This is a genomic window from Micromonospora sp. NPDC000316, assembly GCF_042898885.1.
Classification (GTDB): Bacteria; Actinomycetota; Actinomycetes; order Mycobacteriales; family Micromonosporaceae; genus Micromonospora.
The window spans coordinates 122,098-143,770 of the sequence record NZ_JBIAZG010000015.1; the positions used below are offsets into that span (position 1 = coordinate 122,098).

General features: G+C 72.1%; 18 protein-coding genes and 1 pseudogene. 4 read left to right on the top strand and 15 right to left on the bottom strand.

Annotation, left to right across the window (positions count from 1 at the left end):
- From secD to ruvC, 5 genes are all read right to left on the bottom strand, one after another.
- Window positions 1-1,899 (bottom strand): protein translocase subunit SecD, encoded by a 1,899-nt coding sequence (secD, locus tag ACFY2Q_RS24410; protein WP_387133845.1) that lies wholly within the window; start codon window positions 1,897-1,899, stop codon window positions 1-3.
- A 275-nt stretch (window positions 1,900-2,174) separates the two neighbouring features.
- Window positions 2,175-2,513 (bottom strand): preprotein translocase subunit YajC, encoded by a 339-nt coding sequence (gene yajC, locus ACFY2Q_RS24415; protein ID WP_357006431.1) that lies wholly within the window; start codon window positions 2,511-2,513, stop codon window positions 2,175-2,177.
- A 139-nt stretch (window positions 2,514-2,652) separates the two neighbouring features.
- Window positions 2,653-3,720, bottom strand: a complete 1,068-nt coding sequence (gene ruvB / locus ACFY2Q_RS24420; protein WP_387133846.1) for a Holliday junction branch migration DNA helicase RuvB — start codon at window positions 3,718-3,720, stop codon at window positions 2,653-2,655.
- Window positions 3,717-4,319, bottom strand: coding sequence for a Holliday junction branch migration protein RuvA (gene ruvA, locus ACFY2Q_RS24425; protein ID WP_387133848.1), 603 nt, complete (start codon window positions 4,317-4,319; stop codon window positions 3,717-3,719). The genes ruvB and ruvA overlap by 4 nt, the downstream gene beginning before the upstream one ends.
- Window positions 4,316-4,843 (bottom strand): crossover junction endodeoxyribonuclease RuvC, encoded by a 528-nt coding sequence (ruvC, locus tag ACFY2Q_RS24430; protein WP_387133849.1) that lies wholly within the window; start codon window positions 4,841-4,843, stop codon window positions 4,316-4,318. The genes ruvA and ruvC overlap by 4 nt, the downstream gene beginning before the upstream one ends.
- A 315-nt stretch (window positions 4,844-5,158) precedes the next feature.
- Here ruvC and ACFY2Q_RS24435 point away from each other — a divergent pair, with 315 nt between their 5' ends.
- Entirely contained in the window at window positions 5,159-5,941 is a 783-nt protein-coding gene (locus ACFY2Q_RS24435) for a 3-hydroxybutyrate dehydrogenase (RefSeq protein ID WP_387133851.1), read from the top strand.
- A gap of 14 nt (window positions 5,942-5,955) precedes the next feature.
- A complete protein-coding gene (locus ACFY2Q_RS24440) occupies window positions 5,956-7,872 on the top strand; it encodes a helix-turn-helix domain-containing protein (protein ID WP_387133853.1) in 1,917 nt (638 codons plus the stop codon).
- A 2-nt stretch (window positions 7,873-7,874) separates the two neighbouring features.
- Here ACFY2Q_RS24440 and ACFY2Q_RS24445 read toward each other — a convergent pair whose 3' ends face one another.
- From ACFY2Q_RS24445 to ACFY2Q_RS24455, 3 genes are all read right to left on the bottom strand, one after another.
- Window positions 7,875-8,483: a TetR/AcrR family transcriptional regulator gene (locus tag ACFY2Q_RS24445; protein ID WP_387133855.1), complete on the bottom strand. Its 609-nt coding sequence runs from the start codon at window positions 8,481-8,483 to the stop codon at window positions 7,875-7,877.
- A gap of 11 nt (window positions 8,484-8,494) precedes the next feature.
- Window positions 8,495-10,063, bottom strand: a complete 1,569-nt coding sequence (locus ACFY2Q_RS24450) for an MFS transporter (protein ID WP_387133857.1) — start codon at window positions 10,061-10,063, stop codon at window positions 8,495-8,497.
- Between the two features lie 472 nt (window positions 10,064-10,535).
- Window positions 10,536-11,198, bottom strand: coding sequence for a transcriptional regulator (locus ACFY2Q_RS24455; RefSeq protein ID WP_387133858.1), 663 nt, complete (start codon window positions 11,196-11,198; stop codon window positions 10,536-10,538).
- A gap of 158 nt (window positions 11,199-11,356) precedes the next feature.
- Here ACFY2Q_RS24455 and ACFY2Q_RS24460 point away from each other — a divergent pair, with 158 nt between their 5' ends.
- Entirely contained in the window at window positions 11,357-12,214 is an 858-nt protein-coding gene (locus tag ACFY2Q_RS24460) for an SPFH domain-containing protein (protein WP_387133859.1), read from the top strand.
- A gap of 15 nt (window positions 12,215-12,229) precedes the next feature.
- On the opposite strand, the gene ACFY2Q_RS24465 is transcribed toward ACFY2Q_RS24460, so the two are convergent.
- From ACFY2Q_RS24465 to ACFY2Q_RS24475, 3 genes are read right to left on the bottom strand one after another with little or no spacing between them, the layout of a single operon-like run.
- The gene (locus ACFY2Q_RS24465) at window positions 12,230-13,360 is read right to left on the bottom strand and encodes an alcohol dehydrogenase catalytic domain-containing protein (RefSeq protein WP_387133861.1); all 1,131 of its coding nucleotides are present in this window, start codon (window positions 13,358-13,360) and stop codon (window positions 12,230-12,232) included.
- Window positions 13,357-14,811, bottom strand: coding sequence for an aldehyde dehydrogenase family protein (locus ACFY2Q_RS24470; protein WP_387133862.1), 1,455 nt, complete (start codon window positions 14,809-14,811; stop codon window positions 13,357-13,359). Before ACFY2Q_RS24470 ends, ACFY2Q_RS24465 begins: the two co-directional genes overlap by 4 nt.
- A gap of 58 nt (window positions 14,812-14,869) precedes the next feature.
- Window positions 14,870-15,535, bottom strand: coding sequence for a TetR/AcrR family transcriptional regulator C-terminal domain-containing protein (locus ACFY2Q_RS24475; protein WP_387133863.1), 666 nt, complete (start codon window positions 15,533-15,535; stop codon window positions 14,870-14,872).
- Window positions 15,536-15,632: 97 nt separating this feature from the next.
- On the opposite strand from ACFY2Q_RS24475, the gene ACFY2Q_RS24480 reads away from it, so the two are divergent.
- Window positions 15,633-16,805, top strand: a complete 1,173-nt coding sequence (locus ACFY2Q_RS24480) for an acyl-CoA dehydrogenase family protein (RefSeq protein ID WP_387133865.1) — start codon at window positions 15,633-15,635, stop codon at window positions 16,803-16,805.
- 6 nt (window positions 16,806-16,811) lie between these two features.
- On the opposite strand, the gene ACFY2Q_RS24485 is transcribed toward ACFY2Q_RS24480, so the two are convergent.
- The 4 genes and pseudogenes from ACFY2Q_RS24485 to ACFY2Q_RS24500 all read right to left on the bottom strand — a co-directional run.
- Window positions 16,812-17,849: an aminotransferase class V-fold PLP-dependent enzyme gene (locus ACFY2Q_RS24485; protein ID WP_387133866.1), complete on the bottom strand. Its 1,038-nt coding sequence runs from the start codon at window positions 17,847-17,849 to the stop codon at window positions 16,812-16,814.
- Between the two features lie 101 nt (window positions 17,850-17,950).
- The gene (locus tag ACFY2Q_RS24490) at window positions 17,951-20,149 is read right to left on the bottom strand and encodes an FUSC family protein (RefSeq protein WP_387133868.1); all 2,199 of its coding nucleotides are present in this window, start codon (window positions 20,147-20,149) and stop codon (window positions 17,951-17,953) included.
- 171 nt (window positions 20,150-20,320) lie between these two features.
- Window positions 20,321-21,403 (bottom strand): FAD-dependent oxidoreductase, encoded by a 1,083-nt coding sequence (locus ACFY2Q_RS24495; RefSeq protein WP_387133869.1) that lies wholly within the window; start codon window positions 21,401-21,403, stop codon window positions 20,321-20,323.
- Window positions 21,404-21,467: 64 nt separating this feature from the next.
- Window positions 21,468-21,673: pseudogene (locus tag ACFY2Q_RS24500) on the bottom strand (IS630 family transposase); the annotation flags it as partial.

Here is a 21,673-nt window from a genome sequence, read left to right on the forward strand (position 1 = left end):
TCAGGCCTCCTTGGCGCGCGAGTTGCGGGGCTGAGTCTGCTGGGTCCGGGCCGGAAGTGCCCGGCCGAGCCCGCTGACCCGCGGGGACAGGAACGCCTGGGTCCGGGCGAACATCGTCATGATCGGGTGACGGAAGAGGAACACCACCACCAGGTCGAGCACCGTGGCGAGGCCCAGGGCGAAGGCGAAGCCCTTCACCGTGCCGACCGAGACCACGTAGAGCACCACCGCGGAGAGCAGGGTGATCGCGTTGGCCGAGATGATCGTCCGACGGGCTCGGATCCAGGCCCGGGGTACGGCGCTGCGTGGGCTGCGCCCCTCCCGGATCTCGTCCTTCAACCGTTCGAAGTAGATGACGAACGAGTCCGCCGCCACACCGAGTGAGACGATCATGCCGGCGATGCCGGCGAGGGTGAGCGTGAAGCCGATCTGCCGGCCGAGCACCACAAGCGCGCCGAAGACCAGCAACGCGGAGAGGATCAGGCTCAGGAAGATCACCGAGCCGAGCAGCCGGTAGTAGAAGAACGCGTAGATGATGACAAGCAGCATGCCGATGCCGGCCGCGAGCAGACCAGCGCGCAGGTGGCTGGCACCCAGCGTGGCGGTGACGTTCTGCGCCTCCTGCTGCTCGAAGGTCACCGGCAGCGCGCCGTAGCGGAGCTGACCCGCGAGCGTGCTGGCGTCCTTCTGCGTGAAGTTGCCGGTGATCTGGGAGTCGCCGGTCAGCACGCCCTGGATCTCCGGCGAGGAGACGATCTCGTTGTCCAGCACGACGGCCACCCGGCACTTGCCGTCCTGGCCCAGGGCTGTCGCGTCGCAGGCCCCGCCCTCGTTGTTGAACGCCTCACGGGTGAGGGCCGTCCAGTTGCCCTGGCCCTTATTGGTGAAGTCCAGGCTGACCACCCAGGCGTTGGTCTGGTCGAGCACCGCGTCGGCGTCCGACACGTCGGTGCCGAGCACCTTCGCCTGGTCGAGCAGGTACTTGGAGACGCCGTCCTCGCAGGAGACGACCTGCTGCTTCGGGTCGGAGATCGAGGCCGGCGGGCGCTTGTCGAGCTGCGCGCAGCCGATCGTCGGCACGTTGAACTGCATCTGCGCCGGCAGCACCGCCACCTCCTGCGGAGACAGCGTGCCGAAGGGCTTGAGCTTGTCGGCAAGCGACGGGTCGGCGGTCAGGTCGGCCGGGCCCTGCAGACCGTTGGCGGCCTGCCACGCGGCGGCGCCGACCTTCTGCTCGACGGCCTTGCGCTGCTCCTCGATGCTTGCCGGCACCGGCTCCGTGCTGGCACTGGGCGTCGGCGCGGCGGCACTCGCCGAGGCGGACGGGGCCGGCGTGGCGCTTGGCGACGCCGGGGCCATCCCGCCCTGACCGCCGCTCGGCGACGCGGACGCCTTGGGCGCGCCACTGCCCGACGGGGTCGGGGTCGCGCCGCCGGACGGAGCCGGGCTGCCGGACGGGCTCGGCTCGACGGCCGGCGGGGCGGCGATCGCTCCGCTGCCGTCGGCGGCCTTCAACACCTTGCGAAAGCGCAGCTCGGCCGCGCTGCCCACGTCGGTGAGGTCCCGGTTCTCACCGGGCAGGGAGATGACGATGTTCCGGTTGCCCTCGGTGACCACCTCCGCCTCGGCCACGCCGAACGCGTTGACCCGGCTCTCGATGATCTGGCGGGCCTCCTCGAGGTTCTCCGCGGTCGGGGGCTTGCCGTCGACGGAGTTGGTGGCCTCCAGCGTCACCCGGGTGCCGCCGATCAGGTCGAGACCGAGCCGAGGCTCGAGCCGATCCTTGAAGCTGCCGCTGGCACCGCCCGCGAAGAACACCAGAAGGTAGAGGACCACGAAGATGGCCCCGAGCACGGCGAGCTGCCGGCCGGGGCGCATCTGTCCCTGAGGTGGTGCCACGGTTGTCTGTCTCCCTGTACGGTCGCGCCGCTGTGCGCGGCGGCGAGTGTCGGGCCGGGGGTCCGGCCGACCGGGTCTGACCTGGGCCGGCAAGACACCGACACGAGAGCCGGACACGCCGGCGCGGAACGCTGGCGGTCACGGGGACGTGCCGACGCCCGGCGTCGACCCAACTATCCAGTTTTCACGTCGCGTCCGCTGCCCCATCGGGCGCGGTGCCCCCCGGGGGCCGGTCACCCGGCCGCACGCCGGACGCGCACCCCCTTGTGCGGGGGTCAGTCCTTGGCGGTGTCCGCGTCCTCGGTCACCGGCTCGCTCGGCAACTCCGCGCGGGTGACCACCCGGGCGATGGCCGGGCGGGCGTAGCGGGTCTGCACGCCCGGGGCGATCTCGAGCAGGACGCTGTCGTCCTCGATGCCGGTGACGGTGCCGTAGAGCCCACCGATGGTCACGACCTCGTCGCCGGGGCCGAGGTTCGACTGCATCGACTCCGCCTCGCGACGGCGCTTCTGCTGGGGCCGGATCATCATGAAGTACATGACACCGAAGAGCAGTGCGATCATCAGGATCGGCGTGAAGCTGCCGGCCCCGCCTGCCGATTGTGCGTAATGCACGTTAAAAACCTTCCCATTGGCCTCCGTCGCGACGCGGGATGCGTCGGAGCGGAGGCGGACTCTCACGTCCTGTACAGACCGCGGCGAAGTCTAATCCCTGCACCTGAGAACACCGAATGCGGCACAGATCACGTTCACATCACGGCTGATCGGCGTCCACCGAGAACAGATCGGGAGCCGGAGCGACATCTGCCCCAAATGTACCATTCGGTGGTGTACGCCCCAGGTGCCGCCAGGCAGCCTCCGTCGCTACCCGGCCACGCGGCGTACGCGCCAACAGGCCAGCGCGCACCAGGAACGGCTCGCAGACCTCCTCGACCGTGTCCGGCTGCTCCCCCACCGCCACCGCGAGCGTGGACAGCCCCACCGGGCCTCCCCGGAACGAGTCCACGAGTGCGGTCAGCACCGCCCGGTCCAGCCGGTCCAGACCGAGCGCGTCGACGTCGTACACGATCAACGCGGCACGGGCGGTGTCGAGATCGACCACGCCGTCGGCCCGCACCTCCGCGTAGTCGCGGACCCGGCGCAGCAGCCGGTTGGCGATCCGGGGGGTGCCCCGGGACCGGCCGGCGATCTCCGTCGCACCCTCGCCGGTGATCGGCACACCGAGGATCCGCGCCGAGCGGTGCAGCAGCGTCTCCAGGTCCGCCGGGGCGTAGAAGTCCAGGTGCGCCACGAAACCGAACCGGTCCCGCATCGGGCCGGTCAACAGCCCGGACCGGGTGGTCGCGCCGACAAGTGTGAACGGCTCGACGTCCAGCGGGATGGCGGTGGCGCCCGGCCCCTTGCCGACCACCACGTCGACCCGGAAGTCCTCCATCGCGCTGTAGAGCAACTCCTCGGCGGGCCGGGCGATCCGGTGGATCTCGTCGATGAAGAGCACGTCGCCCTCGGCGAGGCTTGTCAGGATCGCCGCCAGGTCGCCGGAGCGCTCGATCGCCGGCCCGCTCGTCACCCGGATGCCCGCGCCCAGCTCGGCGGCGACGATGTTGGCGAGGCTGGTCTTGCCCAACCCGGGCGGCCCGGAGAGCAGGATGTGATCCGGCGGTGAACCCCGCCGCATGGCCCCCTGCAACAGCAGGTCAAGTTGGTCGCGAACCCGGTCCTGGGCGATGAACTCGGCCAGCCGCCGAGGCCGCACGGTGGCCTCCGCGTCCCGCTCGGCGTCGCTGACGTACGCCGAGACGAGCCCCTCGGTCTCACTCATCGGGTACGCCCGAGCAGGCGGATGGCCTGCTTGAGCAGGACCGGCACGGGCGGGGTGGCACCGTCGATGGTCTCCGCGACCGCGGCCACCGCCTGGTCGGCCTGCCCCGCCGTCCAGCCCAGGCCCACAAGCGCCTGACGGACCTGGTCGGGCCAGGCGCCGCCGGTCACGCCACCCACGCCGTCGGCCCCGATCGACACCGGGCCGATCCGGTCCCGCAGCTCCAACACCAGGCGCTCGGCGCCCTTCTTGCCGATCCCGGGCACCCGGGTCAGGGCAGCGGTGTCGGCGTTGGCGATGGCCTTGCGTACCGCGTCGGGTGTGTGCACGGCCAGCACCGCCTGGGCCAGCCGGGGGCCAACCCCGCTGGCGGTCTGGAGCAGCTCGAACAGCGACTTGGCGTCGTCGTCGGCGAAGCCGTAGAGGGTCAGCGAGTCTTCCCGCACGATCAGGCTGGTGGCGAGCCGCGCGACCTGGCCGACCCGCAACTCCGCGATCGTCCCGGGGGCGCAGTGCACGGCCAAGCCGACCCCGCCGACCTCGATCACGGCCAGGTCCGGACCCGTCGCGGTCACCGTGCCGCGCACGCTGGCGATCATCGTGCTCCTCCTCGTCGTGCCCGTTCGGCCGCGGCGGCCAACTTCGAGCGGGTGCCACCGCGCCACACATGGCAGATGGCCAAGGCGAGCGCGTCGGCCGCGTCGGCCGGCTTCGGCGGCTCGTCCAGCCGCAGCAGCCGGGTCACCATTGCCGTCATCTGCGCCTTGTCGGCCTGACCGGAACCGGTCACCGCCGCCTTCACCTCGCTGGGGGTGTACGTCTGCACCGGCAGCCCGGCCCGCGCCCCCGCCAACACGGCGATGCCGCTGGCCTGCGCGGTGCCCATCACCGTACGCACATTGTGCTGACTGAAGACCCGCTCGACGGCCACGCTCTCCGGCTGGTGCTCGTCGACCAGTTTGGCGAGTGAACGGTCCAGGTGCAGCAGGCGCAGCGCCAGATCGTCAGCCGGATCGGTGTAGACCACGTAGTACGCGATCAACGTGCAGGGACGGCCCGGCACACCCTCGACCACGCCCACCCCACACCGGGTCAACCCCGGGTCGACACCGAGCACGCGCACGCCGCCCCCTCCCCAGCCGTCAGCAGTACGTGTGTTCGACACCCTAACCGGCGCCCTTCCCACCAGCCCCACGGGACACGCCCTCCCACGCCCGGCACCCCGGGGCCACCCCGCCCCCTTTGCTCTGCGCCTCAATATGCACCGACAGCGGAGAGTCACCGTCGCCGTCGTGGGTGGAGAGCAAAGGGGGTTGACCGGGGACGGCCGCGAGGACCGCGCTGACGGTAGGGGCGGGTGGGGCCACACAGCTTGGGTACGGAGTATGTGTTGTTGGCCCATGTGCCGGAGGGCTGACAGCTCGTAACTTCTTGCGCCATGACGGCAGAACCCGTGGTGGTCCCCCACGTCGTACAGCTCGATCTCTCCGGTCGCACCGCCCTGGTCACCGGGGGCGGCAGCGGCATCGGGCGGGCGTGCGCCCTGCGGCTGGGTGCGGCCGGCGCCAAGGTGCTCGTGGTGGACCGCAACCTGGACGCGGCCAAGGCGGTGGCCGCCGAGGCCGGCGGCCGCGCCGAGGGGGTGGACCTGTCCGACAGCGCGGCCGTGGACCGCCTCGACGTGGACGTGGACATCGTGGTCAACAACGCCGGGCTTCAGCACGTGGCACCGCTGCAGGACTTCCCCGTCGAGCGCTTCGAGTACATCCAGCGGGTGATGGTGGAGGCGCCGTTCCGGCTGATCCGCCGCGCCCTGCCGCACATGTACGCCCAGGGCTGGGGCCGGATCGTCAACATCTCGTCCGTGCACGGGTTGCGCGCGTCGCCGTACAAGTCGGCGTACGTCACGGCGAAGCACGCCCTCGAAGGGCTGTCGAAGGTTGTCGCGCTGGAGGGCGCCGCGCACGGGGTGACCGCCAACTGCATCAACCCGGCGTACGTCCGCACGGCGCTTGTGGAGAGCCAGATCGCCGACCAGGCGGCAAGCCACGGCATCGGTGAAGCGGAGGTGGTCGAGAAGATCATGTTGGCCCGGGCCGCGATCAAGCGGTTGATCGAGCCGGAGGAGGTGGCCGAGCTGTTGGCGTACCTCTGCTCGCCGCCTGCGGCCTTCATCACCGGCGCGTCGATCGCGCTCGACGGGGGCTGGACGGCCAACTAGTGGGCCTGAGCACAATGTCGACCATGTCGTCGCCTGTGGAGTTCCTGGAACTGCTCGCCCGCGAGGCCGCGGCTGTGGAGTTCGAGGGACCGCTTGTGGCCGCGCGGGCCGCCGGGGCGCCCGCCGAACGGCTGGCCGAGCTGGAGCAGGCCCGGACGGTGGCGTTGCGGGTCCGCGCGTTGCTGGAGCGCCGCCGCCGCCGGGAGATCGAGCTGTCCGGCCTGTACGACACGGTAAGCGACCTGGCCGGGCTGCGCGACCTGGACGACGTGCTGCGGGCGATCGTGCACCGGGCCCGCAACCTGCTCGGCGCCGACGTCGCCTACATGACGCTCAACGACGACGAGCGCGGTGACACCTACATGCGGGTGACCGACGGGTCGGTCTCGGCCCGCTTCCAGCGGCTGCGGCTGCCGATGGGTGCCGGCCTCGGTGGCCTGGTGGCCCAGTCCGGCGCCCCGTACGTGACAGCCAACTACGGCGAGGACGAGCGCTTCCACCACACCGGGGAGATCGACGCCGGGGTCGGCGAGGAAGGGCTGGTGGCGATCCTCGGGGTGCCGATGCGGCTCGGCTCCACCTCGATCGGCGTCCTCTACTCGGCCAACCGTTCGGCCCGGCCGTTCGTCCGGGAGGAGGTGGCGCTGCTGGTCTCCCTTGCCGCGCACGCGGCGGTGGCGATCGACACCGCCCGGCTGCTGGCGGAGACCCGCTCGGCGCTTGCCGAGCTGTCGGGGGCGAACACCACCATCCGGGCGCACAGCAGCTCGGTGGAGCGGGCCGCGGCGGCGCACGACCGGATGACGGCGTTGGTGCTGCGCGGCGGCGGTGTGGAGGACGTGACGGCCGCGGTGACCGAGGTGTTGGGCGGCGTGCTGCTGGCGTTGGACGCCGAGGGCCGGTTGCTGGCCCGGGTCGGCGAGATCGACGAGCCGGATCGGGCCGACATCGTCGAGGCGGTCGCCGCGTCCCGCACCGAGGGGCGCAGCGTGCGGCGCGGCCCGCTCTGGTACGCGGCGGTCGTGGCGGGCACCGAGAACCTTGGCGCTCTGGTGCTGCGCCCGGACGACGAACTTGTCGACGCCGACCAGCGGATCCTGGAGCGGGCCGCGCTTGTGACAGCGCTGCTGCTGCTGTTCCGCCGGACGGTGGCCGAGGCGGAGGGCCGGGTTCGTGGCGAGCTGCTTGACGACCTGATCGCCCGACCGCTGCGGGACACCGACGCGCTGCGCAGCAGGGCTCGCCGGCTCGGTGTGGACCTGGACGCCCCGCACGTGCTGGTGGCGGTGGACGACGACGCGATCGCGGCCACCGGCTCGGCCCGGCAGCGGGTGCTCTCCTGGGCCACCACGTACGCCTCGGCGCGCGGCGGTCTGGCCGCGGCGCGCGACGGTCGGGTGGTCCTGATGCTGCCCGGGCAGGACGCCGGTGGCAGCGCCCGGGCGGTGGCCCGCGATCTGTCGCGGGTGACGGGTCGGCCGGTGACCGCCGGGGCGAATGGCCCGTCGGCGGGGCCGGCGACGCTGGCGGCGACGTTCCACGAGGCGGACCGCTGCCTCACCGCACTCGGCGCGCTGGGCCGCGCCGGTCAGGGCGCGAGCACCGCCGAGCTGGGCTTCGTCGGGCTGCTGCTGGGCACGGTCGGTGACCGGGGCGAGAAGGACGTGGCCCAGTTCCTCACGGCCACCGTCGGGCCGGTTGTCGACTACGACGCCCGGCGGGGTACGGCGCTTGTCAAGACGCTGGAGGCGTACTTCGGGGTCGGTGGCAGTCTGGCCCGCGCCGCCGAGCAGCTGCACGTGCACGTCAACACGGTGACCCAGCGCCTGGAGCGGGTGGGGCAACTGCTCGGCGCGGACTGGCAGCGGCCCGAGCGGGCGCTTGAGGTGCAGCTGGCGCTACGCCTGCACCGCCTGCGCGCACCGGCCTGACCTCAGCGGGCGCGGATCCCTTCGAGGACGGCGTCGACGACCCGCACCGGCAGGTTGACCTCGTTCAGACTCGGGCTCCACTGCAACACCCGCTGGATCAACATCGGCCCGGTGAGCAGCGCCATGGTCACCTCCAGGTCGGTGTCGGGCCGGAGCACCCCCTCGTCGATGCCGCGCCGGAGCACCTCGCGCATCAGCTGCCGCCGGGGCGCGATGATGTTCTGGTAGAGCTGGTACTGGTCGGTGCTGCGGTTCACCGCGGGCACCAGGCACGGCATGATTTTCTCCGCCCGCGGGTCCATGTTCTTACCGATCGCGTCGACGAGCAGGATCAGGTCGTCGCGGATGGAGTGGCCTGCCGGCTGCGGCAGGACGCCCTTGAGCCGGCGCAGCGCGTCCAGCAGCAGCGCGTCCTTGCCGGCCCAGCGGCGGTAGATGGTGGCCTTGCCGACCCCGGCCCGGGTGGCGATCGCCTCGATCGAGAGCGCCTCGATGGTGCTGCCCTCGGCGAGCAGGTCGAGGGTGGCCTCAATGATCGCCTCATCGGCGCGGAGGCTCCGCGGTCGCCCGGGCGACCGCGGAGCATCAGCAGTGGACCTCATGTCGGACATTGTCCCTGGACCTACACCGTCCCGGCCAACTCGGGCTCGGCGACGGGTGCCGCCGGGGCCTCGGTCACGGCGTCCCGACCCGGCATCCAGCGCAGCACCACCAGCATTCCGAGCGCCGCGACCACCGCGGAGAGGCCCGCCGCCCAGTGCATGGCGGTGACGAAGGCGTCGTTGGCCGCCGAGATCAGCGTCGGCGCCGCCGGGCCGAGCTGCCCGGCCGCCGCGTACGCCCCGGAGATCGACTCGTTGGCCGCGTCACGGGCCTGCGGAGGCAGGCTGGTCAGCGCGTCGCCCACGTCGCTGCGGTAGACCGCGGAGAGCACCGAGCCGAGGACCGCCACGCCCAGCGCACCGGCCACCTGGCGGACGGTGTTGCTCACCGCGGAGCCCACCCCCGCCTTCTCCCGGGGCAGCGCCGACATGATCGACTCGGTGGCCGGGGGCATGATGTTGGCCATCCCGACGCCCTGGAGGAAGAAGACGACCAGGACGACCCAGATCGGGGTGGACACGCCGATGAAGGCGAACGCGGCGAGCGCCACCACGGTCAGTCCCAGCCCGACGGCGGCGACCGCCCGGCCGCCGTACCGGCGGACCATCGCGGCGCTGCGCGGCGCGAAGATCAGCTGGGCGCCGGCGAAGGGCAGGAAGAGCAGGCCGGTCTGCAGCGGGCTGTAACCGCGCACCAGTTGCAGATAGAAGGAGCTGAAGAACAACACGCCCATCGCGGCGAAGAACACCAGGCCCACGATGGCCACCGGCGCGGCGAACCGAGGCACCTTGAACAGCCGGACGTCCAGCGACGGGTGGTCGCTACGCCGCTCGTGCTGCACGAACCAGGCCAGCACCGCGAGGCCCACCAGGATGGAGCCCCAGGCCACCGGCCGGCCGAAGCCGTGCTCGCCGCCGTCGATGATGCCGTAGGAGAGGGCGACCAGGCCCACCACGGAGAGCAGGACGCCGAGGACGTCGATCCGGCCCGGTCGCGGGTCACGCGACTCGGGGACCAGCAGCGCGACAAGGACCACGCCGGCGGCCACCACCGGGACGTTGATCAGGAAGACCGAGCCCCACCAGAAGTGCTCCAGCAGCGCGCCGCCGAGGATCGGGCCGATCGCCACCGCGAGGCCGACCGCGCCGGCCCAGACGCCGATGGCCCGACCGCGCTCGCGCGGGTCGAAGACGTTGGAGATGATCGACAGCGTCACCGGCATGATGGCCGCACCGCCGACACCCATCAGGGCGCGGGCCGCGATCAGCTGGGCGGGGCTCTGCGCGTACGCCGAGAGCAGCGACGCCAGACCGAACAGCACCAGCCCGATCATGAGGAAGCGCTTGCGGCCGGAGCGGTCGCCGAGCACCCCGAAGGTGAACAGCAGCCCGGCGAAGACAAGCGTGTAGGAGTTGATGGACCACTCCAGCTGGCCCTGCGTGGCGCCGAGGCCGTGCACCGGGTCGGCGAGGGTGCGTAGGGCGACGTTGAGAATCGTGTTGTCGAGGACGACGACGAGGAGGCTGATCACCAGCACCCCCAGGATCGCCCACCTCCTCGGGTGTCCTGTGTTGTTCTGCAGTTCCACTGCCCGGTCTCCCCCCGGTTCACCCGTCGCGCAATACGATACGGGCCAGACTCGTAACGGAGAACAGCCTAGGCGCGGCATTAACGATACGGAACCGATCCGTATCGTATGTGAGAGGTGTCACGTGCCCCCCGACGCACCTCCGGGGCGGCTTCGATCACCTGTCGCCCAACTGTTCAACGACGCCGACCGTCACGCGCCTCCGGCGCCCGAAGCCGACCAGGTCGTCCGCGTCCAGCCTCCGTACGTAGCCGGCGGCGAGTAGCCGGGGCAGCATCGCCGGGTGGACCTTCGCAGCCTTTGCTCTGCTTCAACCGACGCAACAGCCGCGCCCCCAAACCGTTGCGCCGGTTGAAGCAGAGCAAAGGACGTGGGCCGACCCCCGTGCCCGGACGTCCGGGCCGGGCAGACTTCCGCCGGCAGGACGACATCGACCTCACGCGGGGGCACGACGGAGCGCCGGGGCACGATCTCAGCGGGTGTGTGCCGTCGCGAGGCAGGCGGCGACGGCGGCCGGCAACGTGCCCAGGTGGGTCGCCGGCGCGGCGAGCGGCTCGATCCAACCCGGCCCGGCGGCGTACACCCGCAGGTGGGGGAAGTCCCGGGCAAAGCGCACCAGGCGGTACGCGCGGCCGGTGACCGGTGTCTGTGACCAGAGCACGACTGTGTGCGGGCGAGCCCGGTGCACCGCGCTGGTCAGCGCGGACCAGGGCAACGCCGGGCCGAGATGCAGGCAGCCGCGGCGGTGCTCGCGCAGCGCGGCGGCGAGCGCGTGTGGGCCGAGGCAGTGCGCCTCCTGTTCGGCGCCGGCCAGCAGCACTCCGCCGGCGGGCAATGACCGGCCGGGTTGGCGGCGGTACACGTCCAACCCGACCCGCACGCCCTCGCACAGGACGTGCTCGCTGGCGATCTCGGCGGCCGTACGCCCCGGCAGCCGCGTGAGCAGCGGCCGGCACACCTGCTCCCAGAGCGCCGGCACGCCCCAGGCTTCGGCCATCTCCAGCAGCACCGTGGCGACACGGTTGCCGTCCAGGTCCTCGGCGGCCAGCCGGATGCGCTTGTGCGCGGTCTCCACGGCATCCGCCGACATCGGATCGGTAAGCACCAGACGTACCCCCGGATAGGTGTTCTCCATCCGGGTTTCGCTGAAACGACGCGCGGCGGATGCGCCGTCGCGGAATTTGCCGGCAGCGCGCAGTCAGCCGCAGGTCAGCGGGGTGCTCCCGCACGGCCGATTTGACCGGACCGCCTATGTTGATCATCTACACCGCTCGAACGGAAGGTCCCCACCCCATGCCTGTCGGCTTCACCATGGCGATCGTCTTCGCCACCGCAATGGCGGTCAGCGCCATCCTGGCGCTCGTCGCACCCAAGAGCGCCATGAAGCGTACGGCCGCCCTGGCGGCGCTCGGCCTCCTCGCCGTCACAGTGCTGATCGGGGTCGCCTCCAGCGCCCACTCGGTGCCCATCCGCTCGGTCGGCATCGTCACCAGCTTCGGCAAGCCCACCGGCGAGGTGACCGGTTCGGGCCTGAAGTGGGTGGCACCCTGGCAGAAGGTCGGCGAGTGGGACGCGGGCCGGCAGAAGTACGACCACATCGGCGGCGACAACTGCGTCCGCGTACGCACCGGCACGCTCGCCGACGCGTGCGTCGAGGTGCTCGTCGAGTGGCAGGTCAAGCCGGAGAACGCGCCGAAGCAGTTCATGGACTACAAGGGAGACTTCGTCAGCTTCCGGGGCCAGCGGGTCGGAGTGCAGCTCGACAGCGCCGTCAACGACGCCTTCGCCACGTACAACCCGCTGGAGAAGATCGACGCGCAGAGCGGCAACCTCAACGTCGACCTGAAGCCGTTCGCCGCGAACATCAAGACCAGCGCGGAGACCCGGCTCGCCACCGATGTCGACATCCTCTCGGTGACCATCACCCGGGTCAACCACGACGACAAGACCGAGGGCAACATCAAGGCGTTCCAGGACAAGCTGGCGCAGACCCGCAACCTCGAGCAGGACCGCAGGAACGCCGACATCTCCAAGCAGATCACCGAGACCAACGCGAAGGTCGACAAGGTGACCCGCTGCCTGGAGATCGCCGAGAAGAACGGCGCCAACCCGGGCCTCTGCATCAACCCGGGCATCGTCACCGGCAAGTGACAGCCGGCCGGGTGGTCAGTCGAGGCTGACCACCCAGCGGGCGCCCTCGCCCCGCGCCAGCCTGTCGAACGCGGCAGGCGCCTCGTCGAGGCTGACCACGCCGCTGACCAGAGGTGACAGGTCCAGCGTGCCGTCGAGCGCCGCGCGGGCCAACTCCGGCACCTCCCGGTCCGGATCGGACGAGCCGTACACCGAGGAGCGCAGCGTCCGCGCGGAGTGGAAGATGTCAAGCGCGCCGAGGCTGAGCATGTCGTCCTTGGCGCCCATGCCGATCACGGTCACCGCTCCCCCACGCCGGGTGAGACGCCAGGCCGCCCGGATGGCGGTGGCGCGGCCGACGCACTCGAAGGCGTGGTCGACGCCCCGACCCTCGGTGCGCCGCCGCACCTCCCGGGAGAGTCGGTCGTCGGAGAGCAGGAAGTCGGTCGCACCGGCGGCGAGCGCCAGGTCGCGTTTGGCCTCCGCGACGTCGACGGCGAGGATCGTCGTGGCGCCGGCCCGGCGGGCGGCGGTGAGCACGGCGAGCCCGACCCCACCGAGCCCGATCACGGCCACCGACTCACCGGGAGCCACCCGGGCGGTGTTGCCGACCGCGCCCGCCCCGGTGAGCACCGCGCAGCCGAGCAGCGCGGCCTGCTCGGGCGGCAGCCCGGCGGGGATGGCGATGACGGCGTTCTCGGGCACCACAACTGCCTCGGCGAGCGCGCCGAGGCCGAGGGTCATGTGCAGCCGGACGCCGTCGTCGGTCTCACCGCGGGCAACTGTCGGTGCGGTGTTCGCGGCGCAGAGCCACGGCTCGCCGCGCATACACCACCAGCAGGCCCGACAGGCGGGCGCCCAGTTGAGGGCGACAGGCGTGCCGACCGCCAACCGGGTGTTCGGCCCGGCCGCGGCCACCACACCTGTCGCCTCGTGCCCGAGCACCAGCGGGAACCTCGCGGCGAGGGTGCCGTTCACCATGGACAGGTCGGAGTGGCAGACGCCCGCTGCGGTGATCGTCACGCGCAGTTCGCCGGGGCCGGGCGCGGGCAGGCGTACCCGCTCGACCCGCAGCTCGGCGCCGGACCCACGCGCGACAAGCGCGCGGACGGTGACCGGCTCGGGGTCGCCCGTCGGCGCGGCCGGCGACAGCTCGGGGCCGCTCATCGCTGGATCGCCTTCAGCTCGCAGAACTCGGCGAGCCCGTGGACGCCCAACTCCCTGCCGAGGCCGGACTGCTTGTAGCCACCGAACGGGGCGAGCGGGTTGAACGTCGCGCCGTTGATGTCGACCGCGCCGGTGCGCAGCCGTCGCGCCACCGCGAGCGCCGCGTCGGGGTCGGCGGACCAGACCGCACCCGCAAGCCCGTACTTCGAGTTGTTGGCGATGGCGACGGCCTCGTCGGTGTCGTCGAACGGGAGAACGGCGAGCACCGGCCCGAAGACCTCCTCCTGGGCGAGCGCGCTGTCCGGGTGCACGTCGGCGAAGACGGTGGGTGCGACGAAGTGGCCCTGAGCGGGCACCGGCGCGTCCGGGCCACCGGCGACCAGCCGCGCGCCGTCGGCGAGAGCCCGCTCGACGTGGCCGCGGACCCGCTGCGCCTGTGCGGCAGAGACCAGCGGGCCGAGCCGGGTGCCGGGGTCGAACGGGTCGCCGAGCCGATAGCCGGCCACCGCCGTGGCGATCAGGTCCAACGCCTCGTCGTACCTGTCGCGGTGCACGAGCATGCGGGTCCACGCCGTGCAGGTCTGGCCGGAGTTGAGCAGGGCGTTGCCGACGCCGACCTTGACCGCGGTGGCGAGGTCGGCGTCGGGGAGGATCACGTTCGCGGACTTGCCGCCCAACTCCAGCGCCACCCGGGCGATCCGGTCGGCGGCGAGTCGCATGATCCGCGCGCCGGTCACGGTCGAGCCGGTGAACGACACCAGGTCGACATCGGGGTGCCCGGCGAGCGCCTCGCCGACCACCGCGCCGGTGCCGGGCACCAGGTTGAGCACACCCGGCGGCAGCCCGGCCTCGGCGACCGCGTCGAAGAGCAGGTACGCCGTCAGCGGGGTCAGCTCGCTGGGCTTGAGCACCACGGTGCAGCCGGCGGCCAGCGCGGGGGCCAGCTTCGCCATCACCTGGTGCAGGGGGTAGTTCCACGGGGTGATCGCACCGACCACACCGATCGGCTCGCGGACGACAAGCGAGTTGCCGATGCTCTCCTCGAACGGCGGCCGGGCGGCGAGCGCGACGTGGTCCCGCAGGACGGTCAGCGGCAGGCCGACCTGCACCCGGGTGGCGAGCTTGAGGGGTGCGCCCAACTCGACGGCGATGGTGCGGGCGAGGTCGTCGGCGCGGGCGGCGAGCGCGGTGTGCAGCCGGTCCAGGTGGGCGGAGCGTTCGGCGGGTGCGGTGGCGGCCCAGCCGGGGAAGGCGGCGCGGGCCGCGGCGACGGCGGCGTCCACATCGGCCGCCGTGCCGAAGGGCACCTGCCCGATCAGGTCGCCGGTGCTCGGGGCCTCCACGTCGATCACGTCGGTGCCGGCGGGAGACGTCCAATCGCCGCCGATGTGCAGGTGGCGTCGCAGGCGCAGGGCGTCGGGCAGCTGCGAGGGCGGGGCGGCGAGGTCCATGTCGTCCCTTCCGGGGGGTGGGCGGTGAGGGCTGAAACTAGCGCTGGGAGTTTGGACGCTACCCGCTGGGCCGGGCGGACTCCACCGGGTCGAGGGGGCCGATGCTCCTGGCGTACTCGGTGGCCAGGCCGTGCAGCAGCGCGTCCAGGCCGAGGGCGAACGCGCCCTCGTCCACGCTCTGCTGGTGCTCGGCGAGGCGGTGCGCGTCGCGCAGGTGGGGGTAGTGCGCCGCGTACAGCTCGGGGTCCTCGACGAAGCCTCGGGCGAAGGAGCCGAGCGCTGAGCCGGCCACGAAGTAGCGCACCGCCGCTCCGATGTGGGTGGCCCGCGCCGGCGACCAGCCGGCGCGTACCAGCCCGCCGTAGACCGCGTCGGCCATGGCCAGTGCTGCCGGTCGCCGGCCCGGCCCCTGCGCCAGGTAGGGCACGATGTTCGGGTGCGCGGTGAGCGCCCGCCGGTACGACCAGGCCCAGCCGCGCAGCGCGCCGACCCAGTCCCGGCTGGCGAAGCCGCTGGTGTCGACGGCGGCGATGACCGTGTCGGCGACCGCGTCCAGGATCTCGTCCTTGGTGGCGAAGTGGTTGTAGAGCGACGGGCCCCGCACGCCCAGCTCGGCGGCGAGCCGGCGGGTGGAGAACGCCGGCAGCCCTTCGGCGTCGATGAGCGCGGTGGCGGTCTCGACGATCAGCAGCCGGGTGAGCCGGGGCTGGCGGGGTCGGGGCACTGCGCTCCTCGCGAGGTCTGGCCAGGGGTCTGGACGCGGCAAAACTTACAGCGCTAGTTTAAGGGAGACCGGCAGCATCGACGCCAGGAGGACCACCGTGGACTTTTCGCTCACCGACGAGGAGCGGGCGGTACGGGACACCGTCCGGTCGTTCATCCAGCGCGAGGTGATGCCGCTGGAGGCGGAGGTGCTGCGCCGCGAGCGGGCACACCAACCGGGCCTGGACCACTCCGAGGTGCGCGAGCTGCAACTCAAGGCGCGCAAGTTCGGCTTCTGGGGCCTGGCCACCCCCGAGGAGTACGGCGGGATGAACCTGCCGGCAGTGCTCCAGTCGTTGATCTGGACGGAGTTGGGCCGCACGTTCGTGCCGTTCCGCTTCGGCGGCGAGGCCGACAACATCCTGTTCCACGCCAGCGAGGACCAGAAGCGGGAGTTCCTCGTCCCGACGATCGAGGGCGAACGGCGCTCCTGCTTCGCGATCACCGAGCCGGGCGCCGGCTCGGACGCGGCGAACATCCGGCTGTCCGCCCGGCGTGACGGCGACGACTGGATTCTCGACGGCGAGAAGACCTTCATCACCGGCGGTCACGACGCCGACTTCGCCATCGTGGTCGCGGTGACCGACCGGGAGAAGGGCGCCCGCAACGGCGGGGCCACGGCGTTCCTTGTGGACCGGGCGATGGGCTGGCGCTCGGAGTTCATCCAGACGATGGGCGAGGGCGGGCCCGCGTCGCTGATCTTCGACGGCGTACGCGTGCCGCACCGCAACATCCTCGGAGAGATCGGGCAGGGCTTCACGCTGGGCATGGAGTGGATCGGCAAGGGCCGCTACACCATCCCGTCGCACGCCATCGGCATCGCCGAGCGGGTCCTGCAGATGGCGATCGACTACGCCAACACGCGGGAGACCTTCGGCACGAAGATCGGCACCAACCAGGCCATCCAGTGGATGATCGCCGACTCGGAGACCGAACTGGAGGCCGCCCGCTGGCTGGTGCTGCGCTCGGCGTGGACTGTCGACCAGGGCCTCGACCCCCGGCACGCCTCGTCGATGGGCAAGCTCTACGGCGCCGGCATGGTCAACCGGGTGGTCGACCGGGTGCTCCAGATCCACGGCGGCATGGGCTACACCCGTGAGCTGCCCATCGAGCGCTGGTACCGGCAGGTCCGCCTGTACCGGATCTTCGAGGGCACCGACGAGATGCAGCGCCTGATCATCTCGCGGGACCTGCTGCGCGGGTACACGAAGATCGGCGGTCACCTGGCCTGATCGGGGTCACCCCGTCAACGCGGTGAGCGCCTCGTCCACGTCGGCTTCGGTGGAGTAGACGTGGAACGAGGCGCGGACCCGTCCGGCGCGCACCGCCGCCCGGATGCCGGCCGCCGCGAGACGCTCCTCCGCGCCGGGCACGGCCACGGTGACGATGGCGCTCTCCCCCGGCGGCCGGCCCAGCCCGGTCAGGAAGCGGTTGGCAAGCGCCACGTCGTGCGCCTGGATCGCCGGCACGCCGATCTCGGCGACCACCTCCAGTGCCGGGGCCGCGCCGACCCAACTGAACCAGGCCGGTGAGATGTCGAACCGACGGGCGTCGTCGGCCAGCCGCAGCGGCGGGCCGTAGTAGGAGGCGTGCGGGTCGCGGCCCGCGTACCAGCCGGCCGCGTCCGGACGCATCCGGTCGCGCAGGGCCGGGGCCAGATAGGCGTACGCGGTGCCGCGCGGGTTCATCAGCCACTTGTAGCCGCCCACCACCACCACGTCGGCGCGACTCCCGTCGAACGGCAGCCACCCGCACGCCTGGGTCGCGTCCACCACCACGAGCGCGTCGTGCGCGCGGGCGGCGGCCACGATCTCGTCGTACGCCGCGACGGACCCGTCGGCCGACTGCACGAGGCTGAACGCGACCAGGTCGGTGTCGGCGTCGATCGCCTCGGCCAGTCCTTCCGCCGGCACGGTGCGGACGGTGACTCCGCGCTCCTCCTGCACCAGCCACGGGAAGAGGTTCGAGGTGAACTCGACCTCCGGCACCACCACTGTGGCCCCCGCCGGCAGCGCCGCCGCGACCGGCGCCAGCATCTGGGAGACGGTCACGCCGACCGCCACGTCCGCGCCGGGCACCCCGATGAGGCCGGCGAACGCGGTCCGCGCGCGGTTGACGGACTCCCCCCAGCCCTCCCACGACGTGCTGCCGGCTCGCCAGCCGGTCATGGCCTCCTGCACCGCTGTCCAGGTCGGCTCGGGCGGCAGCCCGTAGGAGGCGGTGTTCAACCAGCCGGGCTTCGGCTGCCAGAGCTTCTGTGCCTGCTCGATGTCCACGCAACCGACGCTAGGCGGATCGGGCCGGCGGGGGCACGACCAATTGACGCCCGGCGGCCTGCGGAGCCGGCTAGGGCTTCGGGCGCCTCCGGCGGGAAGCCTCAGTGATCACCGTGCCCATGCTTCCCGGCATGACTGCCCGGCTCGCCGTCCGTCGGTGGGCGGATCCGAGCGAGCGCGGCGGCGAGGCCGGCGAGCCACCTGTCGACCTCCACCAGATGCCGGACCGACTGACTGTCGGCCCCGTTGGCGAGGGGAAGGATCCGGTCCAGTTCGTCGACGCGGGAAGGCGAGACAGCCGCCCCGTCCGATGTCCGGCCCTGCGCGATGTCGGCGGCGAGAGCGTCGTACGCCGATCGCAGTTGACCTGCCGAGGCCCGCAGCAACCCCGCCGCAGCCGGCCAACCCGCGAGGCAGCCGGGCGGGTTGCGGCGCAGCAGCGACTCGGCGCCGAGCACCACGTGTTCGCCGGTGCCCAGGACGGCGTCCCAGTCGACCCCCTGGTTCACCGCGTCGTGTCGTTCGGAGTGGTACTGGCAGTAGGACGAGTCGACGAGGACCATCCGCTGCCGGACCCGGTCGAGGGCCCGGTCGGGCGGGGCGTCCCCCAGCAGCGCACGGACCGTCTCGTCGATCGCGTCCGCGCTTGCCGTGAGGTAGTCGGCGGCGTTGGGCCGCAGGTCGCGGCCCGCGCCGCGCGGCCATATCGCCACCCCGGCGAGGACGCCGATCACCGCGCCGAGCACGACATCGACCAGACGGGCTTCGGCGAGCCGCCATCCTTCCGGGCTGAGCTGGGCGAAGACGACGGTCAGCAGCACGGTGAACAGCGCCTGCTGCCACACCGGGCCGAGCAGCCGACCGACGCCCAGGGCCAGCAGGAGGGTGACCGGCAAGACGACGGCGTAGACGATCGGGGCGTCGACGACGAGCATCACCACACCACTGACGGCGGCACCGGCGATCGTGCCCAGCACGGCGGGCCGCAGCGCTGTGCGGGTGTCCGAGGCCGAGGTGCGCAGGACCGTGAGGGTGGCCAGCAGCACCCAGAAGCCGTGGGTCAGCTGCAACACCCCGGCGACCACCCGCGCGATGGCGAGCGCCACGGCCAGCCGCAACGAACTCTGCAGTTGGGCGGAGCGCGGCGCCAGGTGCGAGCGGAGCTGCCGCCAGTACAGCGTCGACGGGCCGTGCCGCGCGTACTCGAACAGCCCCGAGTAGTCGTCGTCGGCGTCGGGCCGTACCCCGTTGGCCACGCGGGCGCCGACGGCGAGCACCCGGACCTGGTCGGCCAGGGCCAGCGCCGTCGCGTCCCGGCCCATCCGGGGTACGTCCGGCACGCCGCCGGCATCCTGTCCCGAGGGGTACGCCGTCTCGGCGCGACCGATCGCGGCGTTCAGAGCGCCGAGGTCGACAGGCGGCGCACCCGGAGGCAGGCTACGGCCGGCGGCACGTGTCGTGTCGGCGCACGAGCGCAGCAGCCACGCCGCCGCCAGGTCCCGGATCGGTTCCGCTGGGGCGTCCGACGCCAGCCGGTTCACCTCGACGAGTGCCTCCCGTAGTGCTGCCGCGCAGATCCGCAGGGCCCGGTGGCGGGCGCTGGCCGCGGTCGGCGCCCACGCCGGGGTCGTCCGGCTCAACGCGAGCGCGGCCACCGCATCGGATGCCCGCTCACGCCGCCTGTCCCGGGCATCGCGATCGGCGTCCGGGTCGGTGAGCGCGTCGGCCGTGGCGTCGAGGAACGCCGCGACGCCGTCCGCCGCGTCGGCGAGTCGTTGCCGGTAGGAGATCGGCACCGGATCGGGCCAGAGGAGCACCTCGGCCACGGCGAGCAGCACGATGGCGAGCGTGACCCCGCCCAGCCGCTCCGGCAGGCTGCCCGGCTGGTACGGCGGAAACGACGCCAGGATGTAGACGAGTTGCAACGCGCTGCCCAGCCCGACGATGCGCGGGTTGCCGACCCCGGCGAACGTCACGGCGAATCCGATGACGAGCATCCCGGCCGCCGCCGCCCAGGTGCTCCACGCCAGCAGCGTGCCCACGGCGATCAGCGCCCACACCGCAGGCAGCGACGCGATGAGGATCCGCGCCCGTTGCGGCGCCGGACCGGGCAGCTGCGCGAACGACCCGGCGGCGACCGTGCCGAACAGCGCGTACGTGGCCAGCACCGAACTGCCCGCCCCGTAGCGGCCGGCGTAGAAGACCACCGACGCGACGAGGGTCAGCCGTACGGCGCGCCGCAGGACGGCGTCCCCCGGGTCGCGGCGCCGGAGCCGGCCCAGGAGGCTGGTTCCGCGCACGCCTGGTCCCCCGGGTTCGTCGCCACGCCCCTATCCCCGGTTGACCATCTTGCCCGGCTGCGACGGCTTTCGCTGCGAATCGTCCGGCTGGTGCGGCAGCCCCGGTTGCGGGCCGAGCTACTTCTGGTTGAACGTCTGCTTCGGGTTGAACACGCAGAAATGGCGGTTCGCTTATCGCGAAGCGCGATAGGGCGTGTGGCGAGCGAACAGGCTGAGCCGCAGCGCCCGGAGCAGGGTCCCGGGGCGACTCAGAGTCGCCGGGTGCTCGAGCATTGTGGTGACCCTGCCCAGCCGGGCGTTGAGCACCGGGTCGGTGAGCGACGCTCGGAAGATCAGGTCACCGAACCACTTGGTGACCTTGTAGCCGGGCGGGTACGGCCCGTCGACGTGCGGCAGCTCGATGTCGGCGGTGGTGGAGATGCGCCAGGCGGCGTCGACGACCACCCGGACCTGATCGAAATACGTCCGGGCAGGCTCGTCGTGTGGCTTCGGGCCGGACCGCAGGTACGCCGACAGGCAGGAAGCGTGCAGCGTCGCGGAAGTCATGCCCTGGCCGTACACAGGGTTGAAGGACGCGACGGCGTCTCCGGCGGCGACCAACCCGGCGGGCAGGCGGTCGAGCTTGTGGAAGTCGCGGCGGCGGCTGTCCGCCTGGTGGTAGGTGACCACCCCGCCCAGCATCTCCCCGTGCTCGGCGATGTCACCGAACATCTGCGGATAGTGCGCTCGACAGCGTGCGGTGAAGTCCGCGATGTCGCGGCTGGGCCGATCGTCGTCGTAGCCGGCCACCAACATGATCCAGCGGTCGCCCTCGACCGAGTTGATCCCGCCGATCCGGGCGGTACGACCCTTGCCGGCCATGGTGTGGAAGACCGCCACCCAGGCGTCGCTGACCAACTCGTCGCGCTTGTAGAGCGCCGTCGCGTAGTTCAGCTTGATCGGCATTCGTCGCATGGGCGGACGGGGCCACCCGTGCTCGGCCAGCCAGTAGCTCAGCCGGCTCGACCGTCCCATCGCGTCGACCACCAGGTCCGCCGTCTCGACCACCGGATCGGTGCCGCCCTCGGGCACGTACCGGGCGCCGGTGACGCGCCGCTCGTCGACGGTCAGGCCGTCCGCCCTGCCGTACACCATGCGGATGTTGTCGACGGCGAGGGTCCGCCGTCGGACAAGCGCCTCCAGGAACGGACGTGTCGTGATCAGCGCCGGCCCGGTGTCTGTCGCTGCCGGCGGCAGCCCCAGCACGCCGTTCACGAAGACCTTCGCCGTGCCCGGGTCGCTAGTGCGGCGTCCATGAACGTTCACCGGGTCTGAGTCGTCAGGCGGCGTTGGTGCGGGGTCGGCCCCAGCGGTGTTGGCGTTCGCTGCGGACGCGGGCGCGTTCTCGGCGTTGGGCGGCCAGGACGTCGGGGTGACGGGCGTTGGCGTTACGCCAGCGCAGGTATTTCTGCATCTGACGGGCCAGGATGGTGTGGTTGGGATGGTTCGAGTTCGCCATGGTGAAGGTGCGTAGCGGACCGAACT

Excerpts from the sequence above, each read along its gene's own strand:
- ruvB (WP_387133846.1), bottom strand. The coding sequence starts at position 3,720 with ATGAGTGAGACCGAGGGGCTCGTCTCGGCGTACGTCAGCGACGCCGAG.
- ruvA (WP_387133848.1), bottom strand. The coding sequence starts at position 4,319 with ATGATCGCCAGCGTGCGCGGCACGGTGACCGCGACGGGTCCGGACCTG.
- ACFY2Q_RS24435 (WP_387133851.1), top strand. The coding sequence starts at position 5,159 with ATGACGGCAGAACCCGTGGTGGTCCCCCACGTCGTACAGCTCGATCTC.
- ACFY2Q_RS24440 (WP_387133853.1), top strand. The coding sequence starts at position 5,956 with ATGTCGACCATGTCGTCGCCTGTGGAGTTCCTGGAACTGCTCGCCCGC.
- ACFY2Q_RS24445 (WP_387133855.1), bottom strand. The coding sequence starts at position 8,483 with ATGTCCGACATGAGGTCCACTGCTGATGCTCCGCGGTCGCCCGGGCGA.
- ACFY2Q_RS24455 (WP_387133858.1), bottom strand. The coding sequence starts at position 11,198 with ATGGAGAACACCTATCCGGGGGTACGTCTGGTGCTTACCGATCCGATG.
- ACFY2Q_RS24460 (WP_387133859.1), top strand. The coding sequence starts at position 11,357 with ATGCCTGTCGGCTTCACCATGGCGATCGTCTTCGCCACCGCAATGGCG.
- ACFY2Q_RS24465 (WP_387133861.1), bottom strand. The coding sequence starts at position 13,360 with ATGAGCGGCCCCGAGCTGTCGCCGGCCGCGCCGACGGGCGACCCCGAG.
- ACFY2Q_RS24470 (WP_387133862.1), bottom strand. The coding sequence starts at position 14,811 with ATGGACCTCGCCGCCCCGCCCTCGCAGCTGCCCGACGCCCTGCGCCTG.